The sequence below is a fragment of the Marichromatium gracile genome (genome assembly GCF_004343155.1).
In the GTDB taxonomy this organism is placed as follows: Bacteria; Pseudomonadota; Gammaproteobacteria; order Chromatiales; family Chromatiaceae; genus Marichromatium; species Marichromatium gracile.
In genome coordinates, this window is record NZ_SMDC01000010.1 from 20,495 (window position 1) to 39,383 (window position 18,889).

Genomic DNA, 18,889 nt, shown 5'->3' on the forward strand with positions numbered 1-18,889 from the left:
GTTGATGGCTGAGGTTGAAGGAAAGGAATGGACTGGCGACCGATCGCGCCGCGGGCGCTACCGCCAATGGTATGCCAGGATCGCGCGAATACCATTCGCGTCGGCGCCGGGCGGTTCAGTCGGCCAGGGCCATCACCGCATCCATCTCGACCCCGGCCCCCTTGGGCAGGGCCGCCACCCCGACCACGGCGCGCGCCGGATAGGGCTCGGAGAAGTATTCGGTCATCACCTGGTTGACCACCGGGAAATGACCGAGATCGGTGAGGAAGACATTGAGCTTGACGATGTCGGCGAGGGTGCCGTTGGCGGCCCGGGCAACCGCCGTGAGATTGTCGAAGACCCGCCGCACCTGGGCCTCGATGTCGCCCTCGACCAGGGTCATGGTCTCGGGGACCAGCGGGATCTGGCCCGAGAGATAGACGGTATCGCCGACCCGCACCGCCTGCGAGTAGGTGCCGATGGCCTGGGGGGCCTGATCGGTGGAGATGACGCGTTTGTTCATCGAAGGACCTCAGATGCTCAGGATGGCGCCGACGGGCGTCGGGGATGGCCCACGAAGCGGCGTAAATCGTTATAATCTCAGCCTTGTCGTTCTGGGATCAACCGTCATGCCTGCGCTCTACGAATCGAACATCTCCACACTGCCGCTGCTCGGTCGCGGCAAGGTCCGGGACATCTATGCCGTCGGCGAGGATCATCTGCTGGTGGTCACCAGCGACCGCCTCTCGGCCTTCGACGTGGTGCTCCCGCAGCCGATCCCGGGCAAGGGCGAGGTGCTCACCCGGGTCTCCAACTTCTGGTTCGAGCGCACCGCCGACCTGATCCCCAATCACCTCTCCGACATCCCGGTCGAGGCGGTGATCACCGACCCCGAGACACTCGCCACGCTCGGCGAGCGCGCCATGGTGGTACGCCGCCTCAAGCCGCTGCCGGTCGAGGCGATCGTGCGCGGCTACCTGATCGGCTCGGGCTGGAAGGACTATCGCGCCACCGGCGCGGTGTGCGGCATCGCCCTGCCCCAGGGCCTGCGCCAGGCCGACCAGCTCCCGGAGGCGATCTACACCCCCTCGACCAAGGCCGAGATCGGCGATCACGACGAGAACATCGACTTCGCCCGCACCGTCGAGCTGCTCGGTCGCGAACTGGCCGAGCAGGTGCGCGACACCGCCATCGCCATCTACACCAGCTGCGCGGCCTATGCCCGCGAACGCGGCATCATCATCGCCGACACCAAGTTCGAGTTCGGACTCGACGAGGCGGGCCGGCTGCACCTGATCGACGAGGTGCTCACCCCCGACTCCTCGCGCTTCTGGCCGGCCGACGAGTACCGCCCGGACACCAGCCCGCCGAGCTTCGACAAGCAGTTCGTACGCGACTATCTCGAGACCCTCGACTGGGACAAGACCCCGCCGGGGCCGGAGCTGCCGCAGTCGATCATCGACCGCACCGCCGCCAAGTATCTCGAGGCCGAGCAGCGCCTGACCGGCGCCTGAGTCCGCCCTCCCCGGGGGTGATCCCACACCCCCGTCGTCCAAGCCCAGCCCCGACCAGCGGGGCACGAAAAGCTGACCTAGGCCGGTATCACACACCTTGTCGATGGCCGGGAGTCGACTAGCATTAGAATCAACGGGGCAATTGTCAGTGGCCCGTGCCCACCGATGATTCATCAGGGGGCAAGCCGTCGAACTGCACGGTGAGCGGTCGGCATCCAGGGGCGGAACACCCTCGACCAGCGTGGCGAACACGGCAGGCCAGGAGCATTGGTGGCACGAGCCGTGTCGTGTCAACGAAGGAGAGAGGGCGATGACCAGTCGAATCCGCACGATCGCGATGATGGGGCTCCCGGCCCTGCTGGTGCTCGGTGGCTGCGGGCAGCAGGATCGCATCACCTACGAGATGCACATCCAACCACTGCTGGAGACCCATTGCGTCGAGTGTCACCTGCCGGGCGGCGCGGGCGCCGAGGCCAGCGGCTTCCAGGTCGTCTCCTACGACACCCTGATGAAGGGCACCAAGTTCGGTCCAGTGGTGGTGCCGGGCGATGCGCTCTCGAGCAGCCTCTACCGTCTGCTCGCCGGCGAGGTCGATCAATCGATCCGCATGCCCCACGGCAAGGATCCACTCGCACCGGAGCAGGTCGCGCTTGTCGAGACCTGGATCGAGCAGGGCGCGCCCGAGCGCTGACCCCTCCAGTCCGGCTCGCCGCAGGCGCGCACGGGACCGGGCCTCAGGCCCCCACCCCATCTTGAGCACATGCGCCCGTCCCCACCGGACGGGCGTCTCGGGGTCCCGCGAGGGGCCCCTTCGTCAATGGAGGGATATGGATGAGACTGGCCCGCAACCTGTTTGCCATCTTCGGGGTGCTCTGTCTGCTCGCCATCGGCTATGGCGCCGCACGACTGGCGCCGATCCTCGCGACCTTCGACCCCGGCGCACCCCGGGTCTATGCCGAGTTCGGCCAGCGTCTGCTCGCGACCGGCGACCCCGGCATGGCGATGATGTGGTCGGTCCCCGTCGAAGAGGGGCTCGCGACCGAGGACGTCGTCGACTCGCTCAAGAGCCTCGCCGTCTCCAACAACCTGCTGTTCGTCGGCGAATCGCCCTTCTATCAGCAGATCGAGGCGATCACCGGCGAGCCCTATCGCTATGTCAACTTCCTCTCCTTCTGCGACGCCCGGGTCGGGCGCCAGATGCTCGAGCACCGCAACGAGTACAGCGGCTTCATGCCCTGTCGCATCGCCCTGGTCGAGGACGCCGAGGGACGGCTACACCTCTACAGCATGAACCTCGACCTGCTGATCCACGGCGGTCGCCCGCTCCCCCCGGAGCTTGAGCAGTCGGCCACGCGGGTGCGCGACATCATCTGGAGCATCATGCAGGGGGCGGCGGTCGGCGAGTTCTGATCCACGGGGACGGATTTGACCTCCATCAAGGGGCGATCGACGAGAGCGGACGAGACTGCGCCCGTCCCCGCCGTCAGTGAGACGCGGGACAGGTCCCGTCCGCCCACAGGAGATCGCCCCATGTATTGCAACCAGTGTGAACAGACCTTCCGCAACAGCGCCTGCGTGAACTCGCCCGGCACCTGCGGCAAGGACGCCGACGTACAGTCGCTGCAGGAGACCCTGCTCTACGGCCTCAAGGGGATGGCCGCCTACGCCCATCACGCACGCCGCCTCGGCCACCACGACGAGACCGTCTCGGCGTTCATCGAGGAGGCGCTGTTCGTCACCATGACCAACGTCAACTTCGACCCCGAGGCGCTGCTCGACTACTGTCTGCGCTGCGGCGAGATGAACCTGCGGGTGATGGAGCTGCTCGACGCGGCCCATGTCGAGACCTTCGGCGCCCCCGCCCCGAGCCGGGTGCGCGAGGGCACCGCGGCCGGTCCCGGCATCCTCGTCACCGGCCACGATCTGCTCGATCTCTGGGAGCTGCTGTGCCAGGTCGAGGGCACCGCGATCCGCGTCTACACCCACGGCGAGATGCTCCCCGCGCACATGTACCCGAAGTTGCGCGATCATCCCAACCTGGCCGGTCACTACGGCGGCGCCTGGCAGGATCAGAAGCGAGAGTTCGCCGCCTTCCCCGGCCCGGTACTGGCCACCACCAACTGCGTGCTGATCCCGCCCGAGCAGTATCGCGACCGGCTCTACACCATCCGCGCCACCGGCGTCCCCAACGCCCGGCGTCTCCCCGATGGCGACTACTCGGCGCTGATCACCGCCGCCCTGACCTGCCCGCCCTGCCCCGAGGCGCCCGCCGGCGAATCGACCATCGGCTTCCACCGCCAGGTGCTGCTCGATCAGGCACCGACCCTCGTCGAGGCGGTCAGGTCCGGCGCGATCAGCCACTTCTTCGTCATCGGCGGCTGCGACGGTGCCGAGAAGGGGCGCAACTACTTCACCGACTACGCCCGCGCCACCCCGCCGGACTCCTTCATCCTCACCCTCGGCTGCGGCAAGTACCGCATCCGCGACCACGACTACGGCGAGCACCTGGGGCTGCCGCGGCTGCTCGACATGGGCCAGTGCAACGACGCCTATGGCGCCATCGCCGTCGCCGCCGCGCTGGCCGAGGCCTGCGATTGCGGCATCAACGACCTGCCGCTGACCCTGGTGGTGAGCTGGTTCGAGCAGAAGGCGGTGGCGGTGCTGCTGAGCCTGCTGCATCTTGGCGTGCGCGGCATCACCCTCGGCCCCAACCCGCCGGCCTTCATCACCCCCGGTGTGTTCGCGATCCTGCAGCAGCGCTACGACCTGCGCCTGACCGGCCAGGACCCCGCGGGCGATCTGGCGCGCGCGCTGGCCGCGGCCTGAGGCTCACTCCGGCCCGAGCCCAGGCTCGAGCGCGGCGAGTTCGACCAGCCGGGGGCGATCGAGCAGGGTCACATGACGCCCCTCGAGCGCGATCACACCGGCATCGACGAACTGACGCAGCGCCCGCGACAAGGTCTCGGGCTGGATCGACAGACGCGAGGCAAGCACCCCCTTGGGGACCTCCAGACGCAGCGCGCGCCGCTCCGGCGGCAGCCGTTCGAGCAGATAGCGCGCCAGCCGACCGCTGGCGGTGTGCAGGGTGAGATGGTCGATCTCGCCGATCAGGCCACGCAGCCGCTGGCTCAGCGCCCCGAGCAGCAGGAAGCAGGTGTCGACCGATTCGCGCAGCATGGCGGCGAAGTCGGCCGCGTCGATCGCGATCAGCTCGGTCGGCGCGAGCGCGCTGGCGCACACCGGATAGCTCGGGCGGTTGAGGAACATCAGCGCTTCGGCGAAGGTCTGCCCGGGGGAGACGATCTCGATCACCTTGCGCGCGCCATCGGGCGCGAGCCGGTAGAGCTGCATCTGCCCGGCGCATACCAGAAAGAAACGCTCGGCCGCGTCGCCCTGGAGAAACAGCGACTGCTCGGCGGCCAGGGTGAGACGGGTGGTCCGCGCGGCGACCCGCTCGAGCTGCGCCGGTTCGAGCCGCGCGAGCAGGGGCGCGGCGCGCAATGACTCGATGATCTCGCGTTGCGACACTGTCCATCCCCAAGGTTTCGACCGTTCGTCGTCCATGCTAGCGCAGCCGGGCAGGCGACGCAGGCCGGGTATACTCTGGGAGACGCGCGCCGAGCGGCCGCATCCGTGGGGCGCAGCGCCAGCCGATCGCGTCCCGAACGAGAACCCCGCAACGAGACCCAGACATGCTCACGATCTTCTTTGGCGACATCAAGCACGGTCGTCTCTCCCGCCTCGCCTATCTCGGCTGTCACGCCGCCCTGATCGCCCTGCTGGTGCTGGCCAGCTTCGGCCTCGCCAAGGGGCCCGAGGACTCGGCGCTGATCGCCGACATCAAGCTGGCGGTGCTGGTCGCCATCGCCGCCGTGCTGCTGGTCGCCCAGGCCAACATCGCCGCCAAGCGCATCCGTGACGCCGGGCTGCCCGGCTGGTGGATACTGCTGTTGATCGCGCTGCTCAGCCTGATGATCGGGGCGCTGTTCGGTCACGAGCTGATCGCCGGTCTCGATCTGCTGCTGCTGCTGCTGCTGCTGGTGCTGCCGACCGAGGCATTCGGTAGACGCGAGGCCTGAGCCACGCATCGCACCCGCTGGTCCGGCGCGCTACAATGGTGCCCCGACCAGCCTCGGACACCGTCCCCGATGAAAAGGCCGTCGCCCTCCCTCCTGCTCGTCCTCGCGCTCGGCGGCGCGCTGCTGCTGTGGTGGTACATCAGTCGACCCGGACCGCCCCGGGTCGAGTTGGTCGCGGTCAGCGAGGGCGCCATCGAGCGGCTGGTCGCCAACACCCGCGCCGGCACCGTCAAGGCCTGTCGGCGTGCCCGACTCGCGCCCAGCCTGGGCGGTCAGATCGCCCGTCTCGAGGTCCACGAGGGCGATCGGGTGGGCGCCGGCGAGCTGCTGCTCGAACTCTGGAACCGCGACCTCGTCGCCCGTGTCGAGCTCGCCGAGCGCGAGGCCGAAGCGGCCACGGCCCGCGCCCGCGCCGCCTGTCTGCACGCCGAGCAGGCCGGGCGCGAGGCCGAGCGCCAGCGCCGGCTCGATACCCGTGCGATGACCTCGGAGGAGGCGCTCGACCGCGCCCAGACCGCCGCCCGCGCCGGCGCAGCCGAGTGCGAGGCGGCACGCGCCAACGCCGAGGTCAGCCAGGCCCAGATCGGGGTTGCGCGCGCCGAGCTGGAGCGGACCCGGCTCGTCGCACCCTTCGCCGGAGTGGTCGCCGAGGTCTCGGGCGAGCTCAACGAGTACGTCACCCCCTCGCCGCCGGGCATCCCCACACCCCCTGCGATCGATCTCATCGACGACGCCTGCTACTACATCTCCGCCCCCATCGACGAGGTCGACGCCGCGCGCATCGCCCTCGGGCTGGAGGCGCGGATCACCCTCGATGCATTCGGCGATCGGGTCTTCGCCGGGGTGGTGCGCCGCATCGCTCCCTATGTCTTCGACCAGGAGAAGCAGGCGCGTACCGTCGAGATCGAGGTGGTGATGACCGAACCGCCGACCGACACGCCACTGCTCGCCGGCTACAGCGCCGACGTGGAGATCGTGGTCGAGCGCCGCGAACAGGTCCTGCAACTGCCCACTGCGGCGATCCAGGCCGGCCTCACGCCAAGCGTGCTGTTGTTCGATCCGACCAGCGGACGACTGCAACGACGCGAGATCCGCATCGGGATCGAGAACTGGGAGCGCACCGAGATCCGCTCCGGTCTCGCGCCCGGCGACCGCGTGGCGCGCACGCTCGGCGGTGAGGACGTGACCGACGGCGCTCGTATCGAGCCGGCGCCATGATCGCGCTCCGGGGGATCAGTCGCAGCTTCCGTGTCGGCGAGCAGCAGGTGCGGGCACTGCATGGGGTGGAGCTGGATATCGACACTGGCGACTATGTCGCCATCATGGGCCCGTCGGGATCGGGCAAGAGCACCCTGCTCAACATCCTCGGTCTGCTCGACCGCCCGGACCAGGGCCGCTACCGGCTCGACGACATCGAGACCACCGGCCTCGACGAGGAGGCGCGCGCTGCGCTGCGCGGCAACCGCATCGGTTTCGTCTTCCAGTCCTTCCACCTGATCCCGCGACTGAGCGCCGCGGAGAACGTCGAGCTGCCGCTGATGCTCGCCGGCATCGCGCCCGCGGCGCGAGGCGAGCGAGTCGCCCAGGCGCTCGACCGGCTGGGGTTGACAGACCGCGCCGACCACCGTCCCGACCAGCTCTCCGGCGGCCAGCGCCAGCGCGTGGCGATCGCCCGCGCCACGGTGATGCAACCGGGGCTGCTGCTCGCCGACGAACCCACCGGCAACCTCGACCGACGCTCGGGCGATGAGGTGATCGCCACCCTCGAGGCGCTCAACGACCAGGGCGTCACCCTGGTGGTGGTCACCCACGACCCGGTCGTGGGCGGACGCGCCGGACGGCGCATCGACATGGAGGACGGCGGCATCCGTGCCCACTGACGGTCCACACCGAGGCCTCTGCATGGACGCACGTGCACCAGGACGGCAGGATTCGCCCCATCGCACTTCGCGATCCCAGGCAACACACCTGTACCAGGCACCCTCGCCATGCCCATGCCACTGCAGTCGCTGAAGCGCCTGCTCGAGACGCCACAGCGCTTTGCTCGGGACCCGCTGCTGTTTCGTCGCGCGCAGCTGCTCAACTTCACCCTGCTCGCCCTCATTGCAGTGATGACCATCGCCGCACTGTTCAACCTCATCGTCCTCGGCGACTCGACGCTCGCCCGGATCCAGCTGGCGATGGTGGCGACCATACTGCTGGCGCTATGGCATTTTCGCCGTCGCGCCAGCCTGCAGGGTCCGGCGTGGCTGGCCTCGTCTTGCGCCGGCGCGATGCTGCTGTACCTGATCATCCAAGCCAAGGGGGATAGCACCCCCTACCTGATGCTGTTGCTCTACCCCTTGTTCGCCTACCCGCTGCACGGCCCGCGTGCCGCCACCCTCGCCTATCTGGTCTTCGTCGCCGCCGTCCTCGCCGTCTTCGCCTACGACTGGCTGCACTGGGACGTGCTCAACCCCGCCAGGAAGCTGTTCAATACCCTGGTCACACTGGTGGTCGGCGGTGGCATCATCTACTACTACGAGCACACCCGCGAGGAGACGCTCAACCGGATACGCATCCTGTCGATGACCGACCCGCTCACCGGTCTCTGGAACCGCACCATGTTCGACGAGATGCTCGCGCGCGAGATCGCCAAGACCGGTCGTCATCAGCGCTGTTTCTCGCTGATCCTGCTCGATCTCGACCACTTCAAGCGGATCAACGACACCCTGGGACACGATGTCGGCGACGCGGTACTGCACGAGTTCGCGCAGCTGCTCGCCACACGCACGCGCGCCAGCGACAGTCTGGCGCGCTGGGGCGGCGAGGAGTTCGCGCTGATCCTGCCCGACACCTCGCGCCGTCAGGCCGAGCAGCTCGCACGCGACCTGCTCGGGACCGTCCGCGCACACCGTTTCCCCCGTGCCGGACGGGTCACCGCAAGCCTCGGGGTCGGCACCTTCTGTCCCGGCAACGACCGCGCGACCTTCTTCCGCGCAATCGATCAGGCCCTCTATCGCGCCAAGCGTCAGGGGCGCGACCGCTATGCCATGACCGAGGACGACCAGGCAGCCGACTGATGCGCCCCCACGACACCGCCACCACCGCACTGCGCGCGCTCGTCGCCCACCCCGGCCGCGCCGCGCTGACCCTGCTGGCCGTCGCCCTCGGCTGCGCGGCGGTGGTCGTCCTGTCGGGGATCGGCGATGGCGCGCGCCGCTTCGTGCTCGACGAGTTCAGCCAGCTCGGCACCCGGCTGCTGATCGTCGTCCCCGGGCGCAACGAGACCACCGGGGGCGCGCCACCCCTGCTCGGCGAGACCCCACGCGACCTCACCCTGGACGACGCCCTGGCGCTGCTGCGCGCCCCGGGGGTCGCGCGGGTCGCCCCGGTAGCGATGGGCGAGGCCCCGGTGTCGACCGGGGCGCTGGCGCGCGAGGTCGGCATCCTCGGCACCACCGCCGACTATCTCGCCATCCGCGAACTGACGCTGGCCGCCGGGCGCTTTCTGCCCGTCGCCGATCCCGGGCGCGCGGCGCCGGTGGCGGTGCTCGGCGCGACCCTGGCGCGCGAGCTGTTCGGCACCGCCAGCCCGCTCGGGCAGCGCATCCGGATCGCCGACCGGCGCTTCCGGGTGATCGGCGTGCTCGCCGGCGGCGGTGTGTCGCTGGGCACCGACATGGCCGATCTGGCACTGATCCCGGTGGCCTCGGCCCAGGCGGTGTTCGACAACCCCGGGCTGTTCCGGGTGCTGGTCCAGGGGCGAGTCGGCGCCGATCTGACGGTCACCGCCGAGCAGATCCGTGCCATCGTCCGCGACCGCCACGAGGGCGAGGACGATGTCACCGTGATCACCCAGGACGCGCTGCTCGGCACCTTCGACCAGATCCTCTCGACGCTCACCCTGGCGGTGGCGGCGATCGCTGCGATCAGCCTGGTGGTCGCCGGGGTGTTGATCATGAACGTGATGCTGGTGTCGGTCTCCCAGCGCAGCGCCGAGGTCGGGCTGCTCAAGGCGCTGGGGGCGAGTGCGGCCCAGGTGCGCGCGCTCTTCCTCACCGAGGCCCTGATACTCGGTGCGCTCGGCAGTCTCGCCGGGCTGGGGTGCGGTCACGCCCTGCTCTGGCTGATCGACCGCCAGTTCGCCGGGTTCACCCTCGCCGCGCCCCTCTGGGCGAGCCTGGCGGCGGTGCTCACCGCACTGGGCAGCGCGCTGGTGTTCGGACTGCTGCCGGCACGACGGGCCGCGCGGCTCGATCCGGTCGCGGCGCTCAACGGTCGTTGAGGCACGGAACGATGCGCACCACGGACCTGATGCGTTATGCCCTGGGCGCGGTCGGCGAGCGCCCCGGTCGCAGCCTGTTGACGGTGCTCGGGATCGCCATCGGGGTCGCCGCGGTGGTGCTGCTGACGGCGATCGGCGAGGGCGTGCACCGCTTCGTGCTCGCCGAGTTCAGCCAGTTCGGCACCAACCTGATCGCCGTCTCGCCGGGACGCACCACCACCCTGGGGATGTCCGGGGCGCTGGTCTCCAACGTCCGGCCACTGAGCCTGGAGGATGCCCGTGCGCTCGCGCGTCTCCCCGAGGTCGAGGCAGTGGTCCCCGTGGTGCAGGGCAATGTCGCCGTCGAGCACGCCGGGCGCAGCCGCCGCACCACGGTGTTCGGCGCCGGTCCCGGGGTCCCCGAGATCTGGTCGATGCGTCTGGCCAGCGGTCGCTTCCTCCCCGAACGCGGCGCCAATCCGCCGGCCTTCGCGGTGCTGGGGGCGGAGCTGGCGGTGCAGCTGTTCGGCCAGCACTCGCCGCTCGGCGCCCGTATCCGCGTCGGCGGCGAGCCCTATCGGGTGATCGGGGTGATGGCGCGCAAGGGCCAGATGCTCGGCTTCGACCTCGACGACACCCTCTACATCCCCGCCGAGCGGGCGCTGGCACTGTTCGACCGCGACAGCCTGATGGAGATCGACCTGCTCTACGACCGTCATGCCGACAGCGCGGTGGTGGCCGAGCGGGTGCGCACGCTGCTGATCCGTCGTCATGGCACCGAGGACTTCACCATCACCACCCAGGACCAGATGCTCGCGGTACTCGGGTCGGTGCTCGGCGCGCTGACCACGGTGGTCGGGGCGCTCGGCGCGATCTCGTTGCTGGTCGGCGGGATCGGCATCCTCACCATCATGACCATCGCCGTCGGCGAGCGTCGGCGCGAGATCGGGCTGCTGCGCGCGCTCGGCGCCGGACGCGAGCAGATCCGCTGGCTGTTCCTGCTCGAGGCGATGCTGCTGGCGCTGCTCGGCGGACTCGTCGGACTCGCCATCGGCGCACTGGTGGTGGTGCTGCTCGGGCTCGCACTGCCGGGGCTGCCGCTGCAACCGGCCTGGGACTTCGTGTTGCTGGCCGAGTGCGGCGCACTGCTGCTCGGGCTGGTCGCCGGGGTCGTCCCGGCGCTGCGCGCGGCGCGACTCGACCCGGTGCGGGCACTGCACGAGCAATGAGCCGCGCGGGTTGGACGGAAAGGGGAACTGGGGTTAGAGTCGCCGAAACACTCGGCGGTGGAGCACGATGATGCCGACCCCAGCACCCGCACAACCGCTTCGCGATCCAGCAGCAGCCCTTGCCAGCGTGGGCGGCGACGCTGAGCTCGCCCACGAGCTGTTCTGCGCCCTGCGCGCGGAGCTGCCGGCCGAACTCGAGGCGCTGCGCGCCTGTCGAGCCGAGAGCGACTGGCCGGGCCTGGCCGACTACGTCCATCAGATGCGCACGGTCATCCGCTACTGTGGCGTACCGGCACTCGATGCCGCACTCGACGCGCTCGAGCGCGCCGCTCGCATCGGTGACGCCCTGCGCATCGATCACGATATCGAGCAGGTCGCGACCCAGGCCGGACGACTGAGCAGCATGCCGGATCGGGAGACGATCGAACACGGATAGAAAGCCAACCAAACCGCACTCGACCTCCCCCCGCCAGTCTCCCTCCTCGCCCGCTCCAGGTGCACCCTTTTCCGCTCCCGCCGACGCCTCAGAGGCCCCGGCGAGCCAACAGGCACGGCCCGGCAATCAGATTCTCTGATAGCGAAAACAAAGATTTAAATGAAACAAAATCCACGAGCGGGTTGATTCGTGGTGTCAGCCCTGTAGGATAAAACCCTCTTCCAGTCGGGGCCACCCCGACCATCATCCGGCGGCATCCAGCTGCCACTTCGAGTGCGCAATCGCGCTGTTTTCAGTGAGCGCCCCCTGTATACCAGGGTGTATTCCGGCGCCAGAAGAAGACCTCTCGTGTATCGCCATGCCGTGCGCCATCTCCGCACTGGCCACTGAATCGCCACCCCGCGAGGCGTACACACGTCATCACCACCGACCCGAGCAGGCCCAGGAGCGACGCCATGTACAACCCCACGCATACCCAGCAGGACTATGGCAACGACCCGCTTGCAGTCAGACACACCGATCACTACCAGGCCGAATACATCCAGTCCTTCGTCGAGAAGTGGGACCAGCTGATCGACTGGGACGGACGCGCCCAGAGCGAGGGCGACTTCTTCGTCCGGGTACTGCGCGAGCACGGTGCGCGCAAGGTGCTGGATGTGGCCACCGGCACCGGCTTCCACTCGGTCCGGTTGCTCAAGGAAGGGTTCGAGGTCACCAGCGCCGACGGTAATCCCAACATGTTGGCCAAGGCCTTCGCCAACGCCCGCAGCCACGGCAAGCTGCTGCGCACCGTGCAGGCCGACTGGCGCTGGCTCAACCAGGACGTCCACGACTATTACGACGCGGCGATCTGTCTCGGCAACTCCTTCACCCATCTGTTCGACGAGCGCGACCGCCGCAAGGCACTCGCCGAGTTCTACGCCACACTGCGTCACGACGGCATCCTGATCATCGACCAGCGCAACTACGACGCCCTGCTCGATCACCAGGTCGCGCCCAGCCACGACTTCTACTACTGCGGCGACAACGTCCGCGCCACCCCCGAGCACGTCGACGACTCGCTCGCCCGCTTCCGCTACGAGTTCCCCGGCGAGAACGTCTTCCATCTCAACATGTTCCCGCTGCGCAAGAACTATCTGCGCCGGTTGCTGCACGAGGTCGGCTTCCAGAAGGTGACCACCTACGGCGACTTCAAGGAGACCTATCGCGAGGATCAGCCCGATTTCTTCATCCACGTCGCCGAGAAGCGCTATCGCCAGGAGGACGAGAACGCATGAGCGCACCCTACTCCGAGGTCGTCGAGACCGCCCGCAACTATTACAACAGCGAGGATGCCGACAACTTCTACTTCCACGTCTGGGGCGGTGAGGACATCCATATCGGCATCTACCAGCATGCCGAGGAGGCGATCGCCACGGCCAGCCGCCGTACCGTCGAGCGCATGGCGACGGTCGCCGCGCCCATCACCCCGGAGACCCGGGTGCTCGACATCGGCTCGGGATTCGGCGGCGCGGCGCGCTATCTCGCCGCCACCTTCGGCTGCACGGTGACCTGCCTGAACCTCAGCGAGAAGGAGAACGCGCGCAACCGCGCGATGAATCGAGAGCAGGGACTGGAGGATCGCATCGATGTGCGTGACGGCAGCTTCGAGTCGATCCCGCTCGCCGAGACGAGCGTCGATCTGGTGTGGTCGCAGGACGCCATCCTGCACAGCGGCGAGCGCGAGCGGGTGATTGCCGAGGTGGCACGGGTGTTACGCCCGGGCGGGCGCTTCGTCTTCACCGACCCGATGCAGACCGACGACTGTCCGTCAGGGGTGCTGCAGCCGGTGCTCGAGCGTATCCATCTCAGCACACTGGGGTCATTCAGGTTCTATCGTACGACGGCCGTGGACAACGGGCTCGAGGAGGTCGAGATCATCGATCTCACCGAACAGCTGGCGGTTCACTATAGCCGGGTCGGAGAGGTGCTGGAGAGGTCGCGCGAACAGCTGGCAGGGAAGATCTCGGCGAATTATGCCGCGCGCATGCAGGACGGTCTCACGCGCTGGGTCGAGGCGGGGCGCGCCGGCTATCTGCGCTGGGGGATCATGCACTTTCGTAAACGCACCGACTGAATCGGCTCACATCCGACGGGCATGGACGTCGGGAGAACAGCGGATCGGGTGACGGGCACCCGATCCGCGCCCTGATCGGCCCGGGCCCCAGGGGCCGGGCCAGGATCAGGCTCAGACCGGGTTGACGTTCTCGGCCTGGGGGCCTTTCGGGCCCTGGGTGACCTGCATGGTCACCTGCTGACCCTCGAGCAGGGTCTTGCGGCCACCAGCGCCATTGATCGCGCTGTAATGCACGAAGACGTCCTTGCCGCCTTCACGCGCAATAAAACCGTAACCCTTCTCGTCGTTGAACCACTTAACCGTCCCGGAAACCATTTCGCCTGGCATATCAACCTCATCACAATATAAAGCACCGGCATTCATCTCGCCGGTATTGCTAAAAATCCGCGTCCCGCACGCAATTACGAGCGCGGCTTCATCACCCTGTCACGGACAGGATGACGAATCGAACGGGAGCCACGCAGGCATCCCGCAATCGGTGGCGACACCAGGTGTCGCACCATATCCGTTATCGACCCGTGTCGATGAACGAGACCAGGCTTCCGCGGCGTGCCGAGCGCCACACACCACTCAGTGGCGTGCGAAATGCCGTTCGGCATACCTCCACGAGCACGGACGACCTGTCATCACACACTGATGACCATGGCTGTCCTGACCGGGGGAAGGGGCATCATCGTGACCGAGCATCAACCGTTCGGCAGCGACGCTCACACAGAGCGGCAGTCGCTTTCGCGGTGATCTCAAGGCCCGTGGCCCCATGCGATTGATCGGGCGGTATTGGTTCCGAGCGGGACGACCACTGGCCACCTAGGGCGGCACTGGGCCGGTTCGCCGGGCCCGCGGCCAACATGACCGTCAACCCGACACCGGACTCCGACTCCACGGGGTCCCGCGTAACTATCCTTCCATCAAGCACACGCATCCGGCGTATTCGTTCTCGAGGTGATGCGTCCTGCATCACCAGTGCTTCTTCGTCATTATGCGATTCTATTTGGCCAGTGTAAACCGGAGAACGTAATCGCAACATGGGCGTTCGCCGTCATCCCTTTTGCACCGTTTCATTATCACCACATCATCACCAGGACCACTCAGGCAACACGGCCAGCGGCTGTCATTGCTATCGGGACGAACATGATGGATACACCTCGCCTGTTCCACGCAAGACGACAGCCATGCGGTCGGGACAACGAGCGTTGGGGGAAATGCGATGGTGATCGGCGGTGATACCGCGAGTGGGGGAAATGCGACGGAGGCGGCCTTCAGTAAAGCGGAATCGAAATTCTCATGCCGGCTAGTGTAACCCTGAATCCCGCCCTTGGCGACGAAAATCTGCGTCTGGCGCACCGCACGCTCAGGATTCGATGAAGCTCGACTCGGACTCGATGCGTTGAACCGCCGGGTACATCAGGTCCTGATAGGGCATGCTGACGAAGTGCCCCTGGATGGCATCGACCCCGGCGCTGAACAGCATCGGCAGCAGCCGGGCGCTCTCCACCGCCAGCGCGATCACCTGGATGTCGCGGGCATGGGCGCAACCGACCAGACGGTCGAGATCCCGCTGTTCGACCTCGCCCTCGACCAGACCACGGGTGATCCTGCGGTTGAGCTTGACATGGGTCATCAGCCCGCCGTGACGCTCGAGAAAGCGACAGTCGCCGACACCGGGGTCTTCCAACAGGAGACCATGACGATTGAGACGCAGCAGCTCGGCGAGTTGCTCCACCCCCTCGGGTTCGCGCACGAAGGCATCGCGATGAAGCTCGACCACGATCGAGCCCGAGGAGATACGCGCCGCCGAGGTGAAGCCGCCGATGGCCTTGATCAGGGCGCGCGAACGCAGGGTCTCGGTAGCGAGGTTGACGAACAGCATGGCATCGGCGCGACCGGCACCTTGCAGCTCCTCGAGGATGGTCAGCGCCCGCCGGTAGATCCACAGATCGATCTTGCCCATCCAGCCCGCCTCGGCGATGGTCGGCAGGAAGTCGCCGGGCAGCATCAGCGCCCCGGACTCGTCCTTGAGCCGCACCAGTGCCTCGAACTGACTGCGGGCCCGCTCGGGCGCCTCGAGCGGCACGATCGGCTGGAACTCGAGGGTCAGACCGCCCTCATCGATCAGCGACTTGATCCGCAACTGCTCGGCCGACAACCCGGACTCGTGGACGGTGGTTTCGGCGACGAACTCGGTCTGGGGCTCGGAATCATGGGTCGCGGCCTTGCTCAGGTCGGTGATGGTCGGGATCACCACAGCACGCCCTCCTCGCCGCCCCTCACGACTGTCGGCATGCCCCGGCGCCACCCCCGGCGATGCGGTCTCGACCTGCTCGAGCATGCGCAAGCGCCGGCGCAGCACGGCATTGCCGAGTTCGCGCTCGCAGACCATCAGCAAGTGGTCGGTATCGCCCTTCATCACCACATCGGCCGCGCCCCACCGATAGCCCTCGGCCGGCGAGAGCTGGCTGTCTCTGGGCTTGATCAGCACCACCGATGCATCGAGGACGTCACCGATCGTATCAAGACGCTCATCGAGGGCCAGATCGAAGAAGGACCCGGCCTCACACAACACCAGATCCCAGTGTCCCGGTTCGCTCAGGGCCTGATCGAGCGACGCCTGATCACTGGCCGCGTTCAGCGCAACCTTGACCCCCCGGCGACCGAGCAACGCAGGGATGCGTAGCTTGAAGGGTTCGGGGTCCACACACAGGATGTGCTTTTTCTCGATCATCCAAAGTCCATTGGTGAGTGGTTGCGCCAGCAGCGAGTCCAATGCGCAAAAATAAGTCGAGCACAGAACTAACGCAACCCCAAAGGATCGACCGCGCCAGCACAACACCCCGTCCCGAGATGAATCGAAGGCGTCAGACTCCTGTCGAATCACAACGCCAGACGGCCGTCACCGGCAACATCGGGCATCCCCGCCTAGACCTCAGCGGTCGCGATCATCTTCGGCCGCTTGCGGATCCGCTCCCAGACCAATTCGTGGAAGAAATAGGCCACGGTGTTGATCATCGGCTCGACCAGGGCGATGGCGCCGCCGACGACCCAGCTGCCGGTCATCACATAGGCCACGGTGAAGGCCACCGTCATGTGCACCGCGCCGAAGGTGAGTGTCTTGATCATGGTCGCTACCCTCCTCGATTACCTTGAGGACAAGCATAGACCCAGACCGCCTTTAAATGAAATAGATTCTCATTTACACCCCAATAGGCATGGACGATCACGCCCCGGCCCGGCACTCAGCGCCCGGCCTCGACGAGGAGACAATGGACACGATGCGTCGCACTGACCGCCCGCCCCTCGGGATAGGCCAGGGCGCACTCGGGGCGTGCCTCGGGGCAGCGCGGATGGAAGTGACAGCCCGGCGGCGGCGCACTCGGCGAGGGCATGTCGCCCTCCAGACGCAGGGTACGCCGCTCGGCCCGGGGGTCGGCCACCGGCACCGCCGAGAGCAGCGCGCGGGTATAGGGATGACGCGGACGCTCGAGGATCTCATCGACCCTTCCCCGCTCGACCACCCGGCCCAGATACATCACCGCGACCTCGTGGGCGAGATAGGCGACCACCGACAGGTCATGGGTGATGAACAGATAGGACAGACCGAGACGGGCCTGGAGATCCTTGAGCAGGTTGAGGATCTGCGCCTGCACCGAGACGTCGAGCGCGCTGGTCGGCTCGTCGCAGACGATCACCCTGGGGTCGACGGCGAGCGCGCGGGCGATACAGATGCGCTGACGCTGCCCGCCGGAGAACTCGTGCGGATAGCGCTCGACGGCCGCACCCGGCATCCCTACCAGCTCGAGCAGCTCGGCGGCGCGGCGCAGCCGCTCCGGGCGGGTGCGCGCCAGCCCCAGCGCTTGCAGCCCCTCGCCGATCACGTCACCGACCAGCATGCGCGGATTCATCGAGGCGTGCGGGTCCTGGAAGATGATCTGCAGGTCCTTGCGGAAGCGGCGCATCCGGCGATGGCCGAGCCCAGCCAACTCGTGGCCCTGGTAACGGATCGAGCCGGCGGTGGGCGCGATCAGCTGCAGCAGCGCCTTGCCGGCAGTGGTCTTGCCGCAGCCGGACTCGCCGACCAGCGCCAGGGTACGGCCCGGGCGCAATTGCAGTGACACCCCGTCGACCGCGCGCACCTGCCCGACCACCCGGCGCAGCACCCCACGATGGATCGGGAAGTGCACCTTGAGATCGGCGACCTCGAGCAGCGGGGCCGCATCCTCCCCGGCGGGCGCCTGCTCACCCTCCGCCACCGCAGGCGCGGCCACGGTGGCGGCGTCGACCTGGTCGGCGTCCCACAGATGGCAGCGCACCCAGTGCCCCGCCCCGGCCTCGTGCCAGGGCGGCAACTGCTCGGCGCAGCGCGCGAGCGCGCGCGGACAGCGCTCGACGAAGCGACAGCCGGTGAACGCGCGATCGAGCGGCGGCACCCGCCCGGGGATGGCCGCAAGCCGCGCGCCGCGCTTGTCCGCCGTCGGCAGGCTGTCGAGCAGCATGCGGCTGTAGGGGTGCGCGGGCGCGGCGAAGAAGGCGGCGGTGGTTGCCGTCTCGACGATCTCGCCGGCATACATCACCGCCAGCCGCTCGGCGGTCTCGGCCACCACCCCGAGGTCGTGGGTGATCAGCAACACCGCCAGCCCGCTTTGCTGCTGCAGGGTCTTGAGCAGGCCCAGCACCTGCGCCTGGATGGTGACATCGAGCGCGGTGGTCGGCTCGTCGGCGATCAGCAGCTCGGGATCACCGGCGAGCGCCATGGCGATCATCACCCGCTGTTTCATCCCGCCCGAGAGCTGGTGCGGATACTCGCGCGCGCGCCGCTCGGGGTCGGGGATGCCGACCGCGTGCAGCAACTCCAACACCCGCGCATCCACCGCCGCAGCAGCGGCGCCCGCGTGCAGCCGCACCGCCTCGGCGATCTGCGCGCCGATCCGCATCACCGGGTTGAGCGAGGTCTGCGGCTCCTGGAAGATCATCGCCAGACGCGCGCCACGCACCCGGCGCATCTCGGCCTCGCTGAGCCGCAGCAGGTCGACCCCGTCGAGTCGCACCGCACCGGACTCGATCCGTCCCGCCGGCGGCAGCAACCGCATCAGCGACAGCGCGGTCATCGACTTGCCGCAGCCCGACTCGCCGAGCAGCGCGAAGGTCTCGCCGCGCGCCAGCTCCAGTCGCAGGTCGTCGACCACCCGCGCCGCGCCGATGGTGGTACTCAGCCCCTCGACCTCGAGCAGCGGCGCGCTCATCGCCAGCCCCCCGGGACGACGAGGATGACGGACGCGTGGCGACGATGGCGGAT

The 18,889-nt window shown here is 68.0% G+C and carries 19 protein-coding genes; 13 read left to right on the forward strand and 6 right to left on the reverse strand.

All coding sequences use genetic code 11. The features are described 5' to 3' along the window. Positions 1 to 115 precede the first annotated feature (115 nt). A complete protein-coding gene (locus tag EDC29_RS13185; RefSeq protein ID WP_123141115.1) occupies positions 116 to 502 on the reverse strand; it encodes a RidA family protein in 387 nt (128 codons plus the stop codon). Between the two features lie 106 nt (positions 503 to 608). Between EDC29_RS13185 and EDC29_RS13190 the strand changes: the two genes are divergently transcribed. From EDC29_RS13190 to hcp, 4 genes are all read left to right on the forward strand, one after another. Continuing rightward, positions 609 to 1,493, forward strand: a complete 885-nt coding sequence (locus EDC29_RS13190; protein ID WP_123141114.1) for a phosphoribosylaminoimidazolesuccinocarboxamide synthase — start codon at positions 609 to 611, stop codon at positions 1,491 to 1,493. A 310-nt stretch (positions 1,494 to 1,803) separates the two neighbouring features. Beyond that, positions 1,804 to 2,184 carry a c-type cytochrome domain-containing protein gene (locus tag EDC29_RS13195; protein ID WP_123141113.1) on the forward strand — a complete coding sequence of 127 codons (381 nt, stop codon included), beginning with the start codon at positions 1,804 to 1,806 and terminating at the stop codon, positions 2,182 to 2,184. Positions 2,185 to 2,324: 140 nt separating this feature from the next. Further along, the gene (locus EDC29_RS13200; RefSeq protein WP_123141112.1) at positions 2,325 to 2,903 is read left to right on the forward strand and encodes a DUF302 domain-containing protein; all 579 of its coding nucleotides are present in this window, start codon (positions 2,325 to 2,327) and stop codon (positions 2,901 to 2,903) included. A 120-nt stretch (positions 2,904 to 3,023) separates the two neighbouring features. Beyond that, positions 3,024 to 4,319 carry a hydroxylamine reductase gene (hcp, locus tag EDC29_RS13205; RefSeq protein WP_132230266.1) on the forward strand — a complete coding sequence of 432 codons (1,296 nt, stop codon included), beginning with the start codon at positions 3,024 to 3,026 and terminating at the stop codon, positions 4,317 to 4,319. A 3-nt stretch (positions 4,320 to 4,322) separates the two neighbouring features. Here the strand turns inward: hcp and EDC29_RS13210 are convergent, their stop codons facing one another. Next, the gene (locus tag EDC29_RS13210) at positions 4,323 to 5,021 is read right to left on the reverse strand and encodes a Crp/Fnr family transcriptional regulator (RefSeq protein WP_123141110.1); all 699 of its coding nucleotides are present in this window, start codon (positions 5,019 to 5,021) and stop codon (positions 4,323 to 4,325) included. 164 nt (positions 5,022 to 5,185) lie between these two features. Between EDC29_RS13210 and EDC29_RS13215 the strand changes: the two genes are divergently transcribed. From EDC29_RS13215 to EDC29_RS13255, 9 genes are all read left to right on the forward strand, one after another. Continuing rightward, positions 5,186 to 5,572, forward strand: a complete 387-nt coding sequence (locus EDC29_RS13215) for a DUF805 domain-containing protein (protein ID WP_123141109.1) — start codon at positions 5,186 to 5,188, stop codon at positions 5,570 to 5,572. Between the two features lie 69 nt (positions 5,573 to 5,641). Continuing rightward, positions 5,642 to 6,790, forward strand: a complete 1,149-nt coding sequence (locus EDC29_RS13220) for an efflux RND transporter periplasmic adaptor subunit (protein ID WP_123141108.1) — start codon at positions 5,642 to 5,644, stop codon at positions 6,788 to 6,790. After that, entirely contained in the window at positions 6,787 to 7,452 is a 666-nt protein-coding gene (locus EDC29_RS13225) for an ABC transporter ATP-binding protein (protein WP_123141107.1), read from the forward strand. Before EDC29_RS13220 ends, EDC29_RS13225 begins: the two co-directional genes overlap by 4 nt. A gap of 108 nt (positions 7,453 to 7,560) precedes the next feature. Beyond that, complete coding sequence (locus EDC29_RS13230; protein WP_132230268.1) at positions 7,561 to 8,634, forward strand: GGDEF domain-containing protein; 1,074 nt, start codon at positions 7,561 to 7,563, stop codon at positions 8,632 to 8,634. After that, positions 8,634 to 9,839 (forward strand): ABC transporter permease, encoded by a 1,206-nt coding sequence (locus EDC29_RS13235; protein ID WP_132230270.1) that lies wholly within the window; start codon positions 8,634 to 8,636, stop codon positions 9,837 to 9,839. The genes EDC29_RS13230 and EDC29_RS13235 overlap by 1 nt, the downstream gene beginning before the upstream one ends. Before the next feature lie 11 nt (positions 9,840 to 9,850). After that, complete coding sequence (locus tag EDC29_RS13240) at positions 9,851 to 11,047, forward strand: ABC transporter permease (RefSeq protein WP_123142471.1); 1,197 nt, start codon at positions 9,851 to 9,853, stop codon at positions 11,045 to 11,047. A 127-nt stretch (positions 11,048 to 11,174) separates the two neighbouring features. Continuing rightward, positions 11,175 to 11,483 carry an Hpt domain-containing protein gene (locus EDC29_RS13245; RefSeq protein WP_223806077.1) on the forward strand — a complete coding sequence of 103 codons (309 nt, stop codon included), beginning with the start codon at positions 11,175 to 11,177 and terminating at the stop codon, positions 11,481 to 11,483. A 455-nt stretch (positions 11,484 to 11,938) separates the two neighbouring features. Then, positions 11,939 to 12,760: a glycine/sarcosine N-methyltransferase gene (locus EDC29_RS13250; protein WP_123142470.1), complete on the forward strand. Its 822-nt coding sequence runs from the start codon at positions 11,939 to 11,941 to the stop codon at positions 12,758 to 12,760. Beyond that, the gene (locus EDC29_RS13255) at positions 12,757 to 13,599 is read left to right on the forward strand and encodes an SAM-dependent methyltransferase (protein ID WP_132230272.1); all 843 of its coding nucleotides are present in this window, start codon (positions 12,757 to 12,759) and stop codon (positions 13,597 to 13,599) included. The genes EDC29_RS13250 and EDC29_RS13255 overlap by 4 nt, the downstream gene beginning before the upstream one ends. Before the next feature lie 111 nt (positions 13,600 to 13,710). On the opposite strand, the gene EDC29_RS13260 is transcribed toward EDC29_RS13255, so the two are convergent. The 4 genes from EDC29_RS13260 to EDC29_RS13275 all read right to left on the reverse strand — a co-directional run bounded on the left by EDC29_RS13260 (position 13,711) and on the right by EDC29_RS13275 (position 18,836). After that, positions 13,711 to 13,926, reverse strand: coding sequence for a cold-shock protein (locus EDC29_RS13260; RefSeq protein ID WP_123141101.1), 216 nt, complete (start codon positions 13,924 to 13,926; stop codon positions 13,711 to 13,713). 1,024 nt (positions 13,927 to 14,950) lie between these two features. Then, positions 14,951 to 16,321 carry an EAL domain-containing protein gene (locus EDC29_RS13265; protein WP_123141100.1) on the reverse strand — a complete coding sequence of 457 codons (1,371 nt, stop codon included), beginning with the start codon at positions 16,319 to 16,321 and terminating at the stop codon, positions 14,951 to 14,953. A gap of 194 nt (positions 16,322 to 16,515) precedes the next feature. Continuing rightward, positions 16,516 to 16,716: a DUF2061 domain-containing protein gene (locus tag EDC29_RS13270; RefSeq protein WP_123141099.1), complete on the reverse strand. Its 201-nt coding sequence runs from the start codon at positions 16,714 to 16,716 to the stop codon at positions 16,516 to 16,518. A 116-nt stretch (positions 16,717 to 16,832) separates the two neighbouring features. After that, positions 16,833 to 18,836, reverse strand: a complete 2,004-nt coding sequence (locus EDC29_RS13275; RefSeq protein WP_132230274.1) for an ABC transporter ATP-binding protein — start codon at positions 18,834 to 18,836, stop codon at positions 16,833 to 16,835. Positions 18,837 to 18,889 lie beyond the last annotated feature (53 nt).

Excerpts from the sequence above, each read along its gene's own strand:
- EDC29_RS13200 (WP_123141112.1), top strand. The coding sequence starts at position 2,325 with ATGAGACTGGCCCGCAACCTGTTTGCCATCTTCGGGGTGCTCTGTCTG.
- EDC29_RS13275 (WP_132230274.1), bottom strand. The coding sequence starts at position 18,836 with ATGAGCGCGCCGCTGCTCGAGGTCGAGGGGCTGAGTACCACCATCGGC.
- EDC29_RS13270 (WP_123141099.1), bottom strand. The coding sequence starts at position 16,716 with ATGATCAAGACACTCACCTTCGGCGCGGTGCACATGACGGTGGCCTTC.
- EDC29_RS13215 (WP_123141109.1), top strand. The coding sequence starts at position 5,186 with ATGCTCACGATCTTCTTTGGCGACATCAAGCACGGTCGTCTCTCCCGC.
- EDC29_RS13250 (WP_123142470.1), top strand. The coding sequence starts at position 11,939 with ATGTACAACCCCACGCATACCCAGCAGGACTATGGCAACGACCCGCTT.
- EDC29_RS13235 (WP_132230270.1), top strand. The coding sequence starts at position 8,634 with ATGCGCCCCCACGACACCGCCACCACCGCACTGCGCGCGCTCGTCGCC.
- EDC29_RS13265 (WP_123141100.1), bottom strand. The coding sequence starts at position 16,321 with ATGATCGAGAAAAAGCACATCCTGTGTGTGGACCCCGAACCCTTCAAG.
- EDC29_RS13255 (WP_132230272.1), top strand. The coding sequence starts at position 12,757 with ATGAGCGCACCCTACTCCGAGGTCGTCGAGACCGCCCGCAACTATTAC.
- EDC29_RS13185 (WP_123141115.1), bottom strand. The coding sequence starts at position 502 with ATGAACAAACGCGTCATCTCCACCGATCAGGCCCCCCAGGCCATCGGC.
- EDC29_RS13260 (WP_123141101.1), bottom strand. The coding sequence starts at position 13,926 with ATGCCAGGCGAAATGGTTTCCGGGACGGTTAAGTGGTTCAACGACGAG.
- EDC29_RS13230 (WP_132230268.1), top strand. The coding sequence starts at position 7,561 with ATGCCCATGCCACTGCAGTCGCTGAAGCGCCTGCTCGAGACGCCACAG.
- EDC29_RS13220 (WP_123141108.1), top strand. The coding sequence starts at position 5,642 with ATGAAAAGGCCGTCGCCCTCCCTCCTGCTCGTCCTCGCGCTCGGCGGC.
- EDC29_RS13225 (WP_123141107.1), top strand. The coding sequence starts at position 6,787 with ATGATCGCGCTCCGGGGGATCAGTCGCAGCTTCCGTGTCGGCGAGCAG.
- EDC29_RS13240 (WP_123142471.1), top strand. The coding sequence starts at position 9,851 with ATGCGCACCACGGACCTGATGCGTTATGCCCTGGGCGCGGTCGGCGAG.
- EDC29_RS13195 (WP_123141113.1), top strand. The coding sequence starts at position 1,804 with ATGACCAGTCGAATCCGCACGATCGCGATGATGGGGCTCCCGGCCCTG.
- EDC29_RS13190 (WP_123141114.1), top strand. The coding sequence starts at position 609 with ATGCCTGCGCTCTACGAATCGAACATCTCCACACTGCCGCTGCTCGGT.
- hcp (WP_132230266.1), top strand. The coding sequence starts at position 3,024 with ATGTATTGCAACCAGTGTGAACAGACCTTCCGCAACAGCGCCTGCGTG.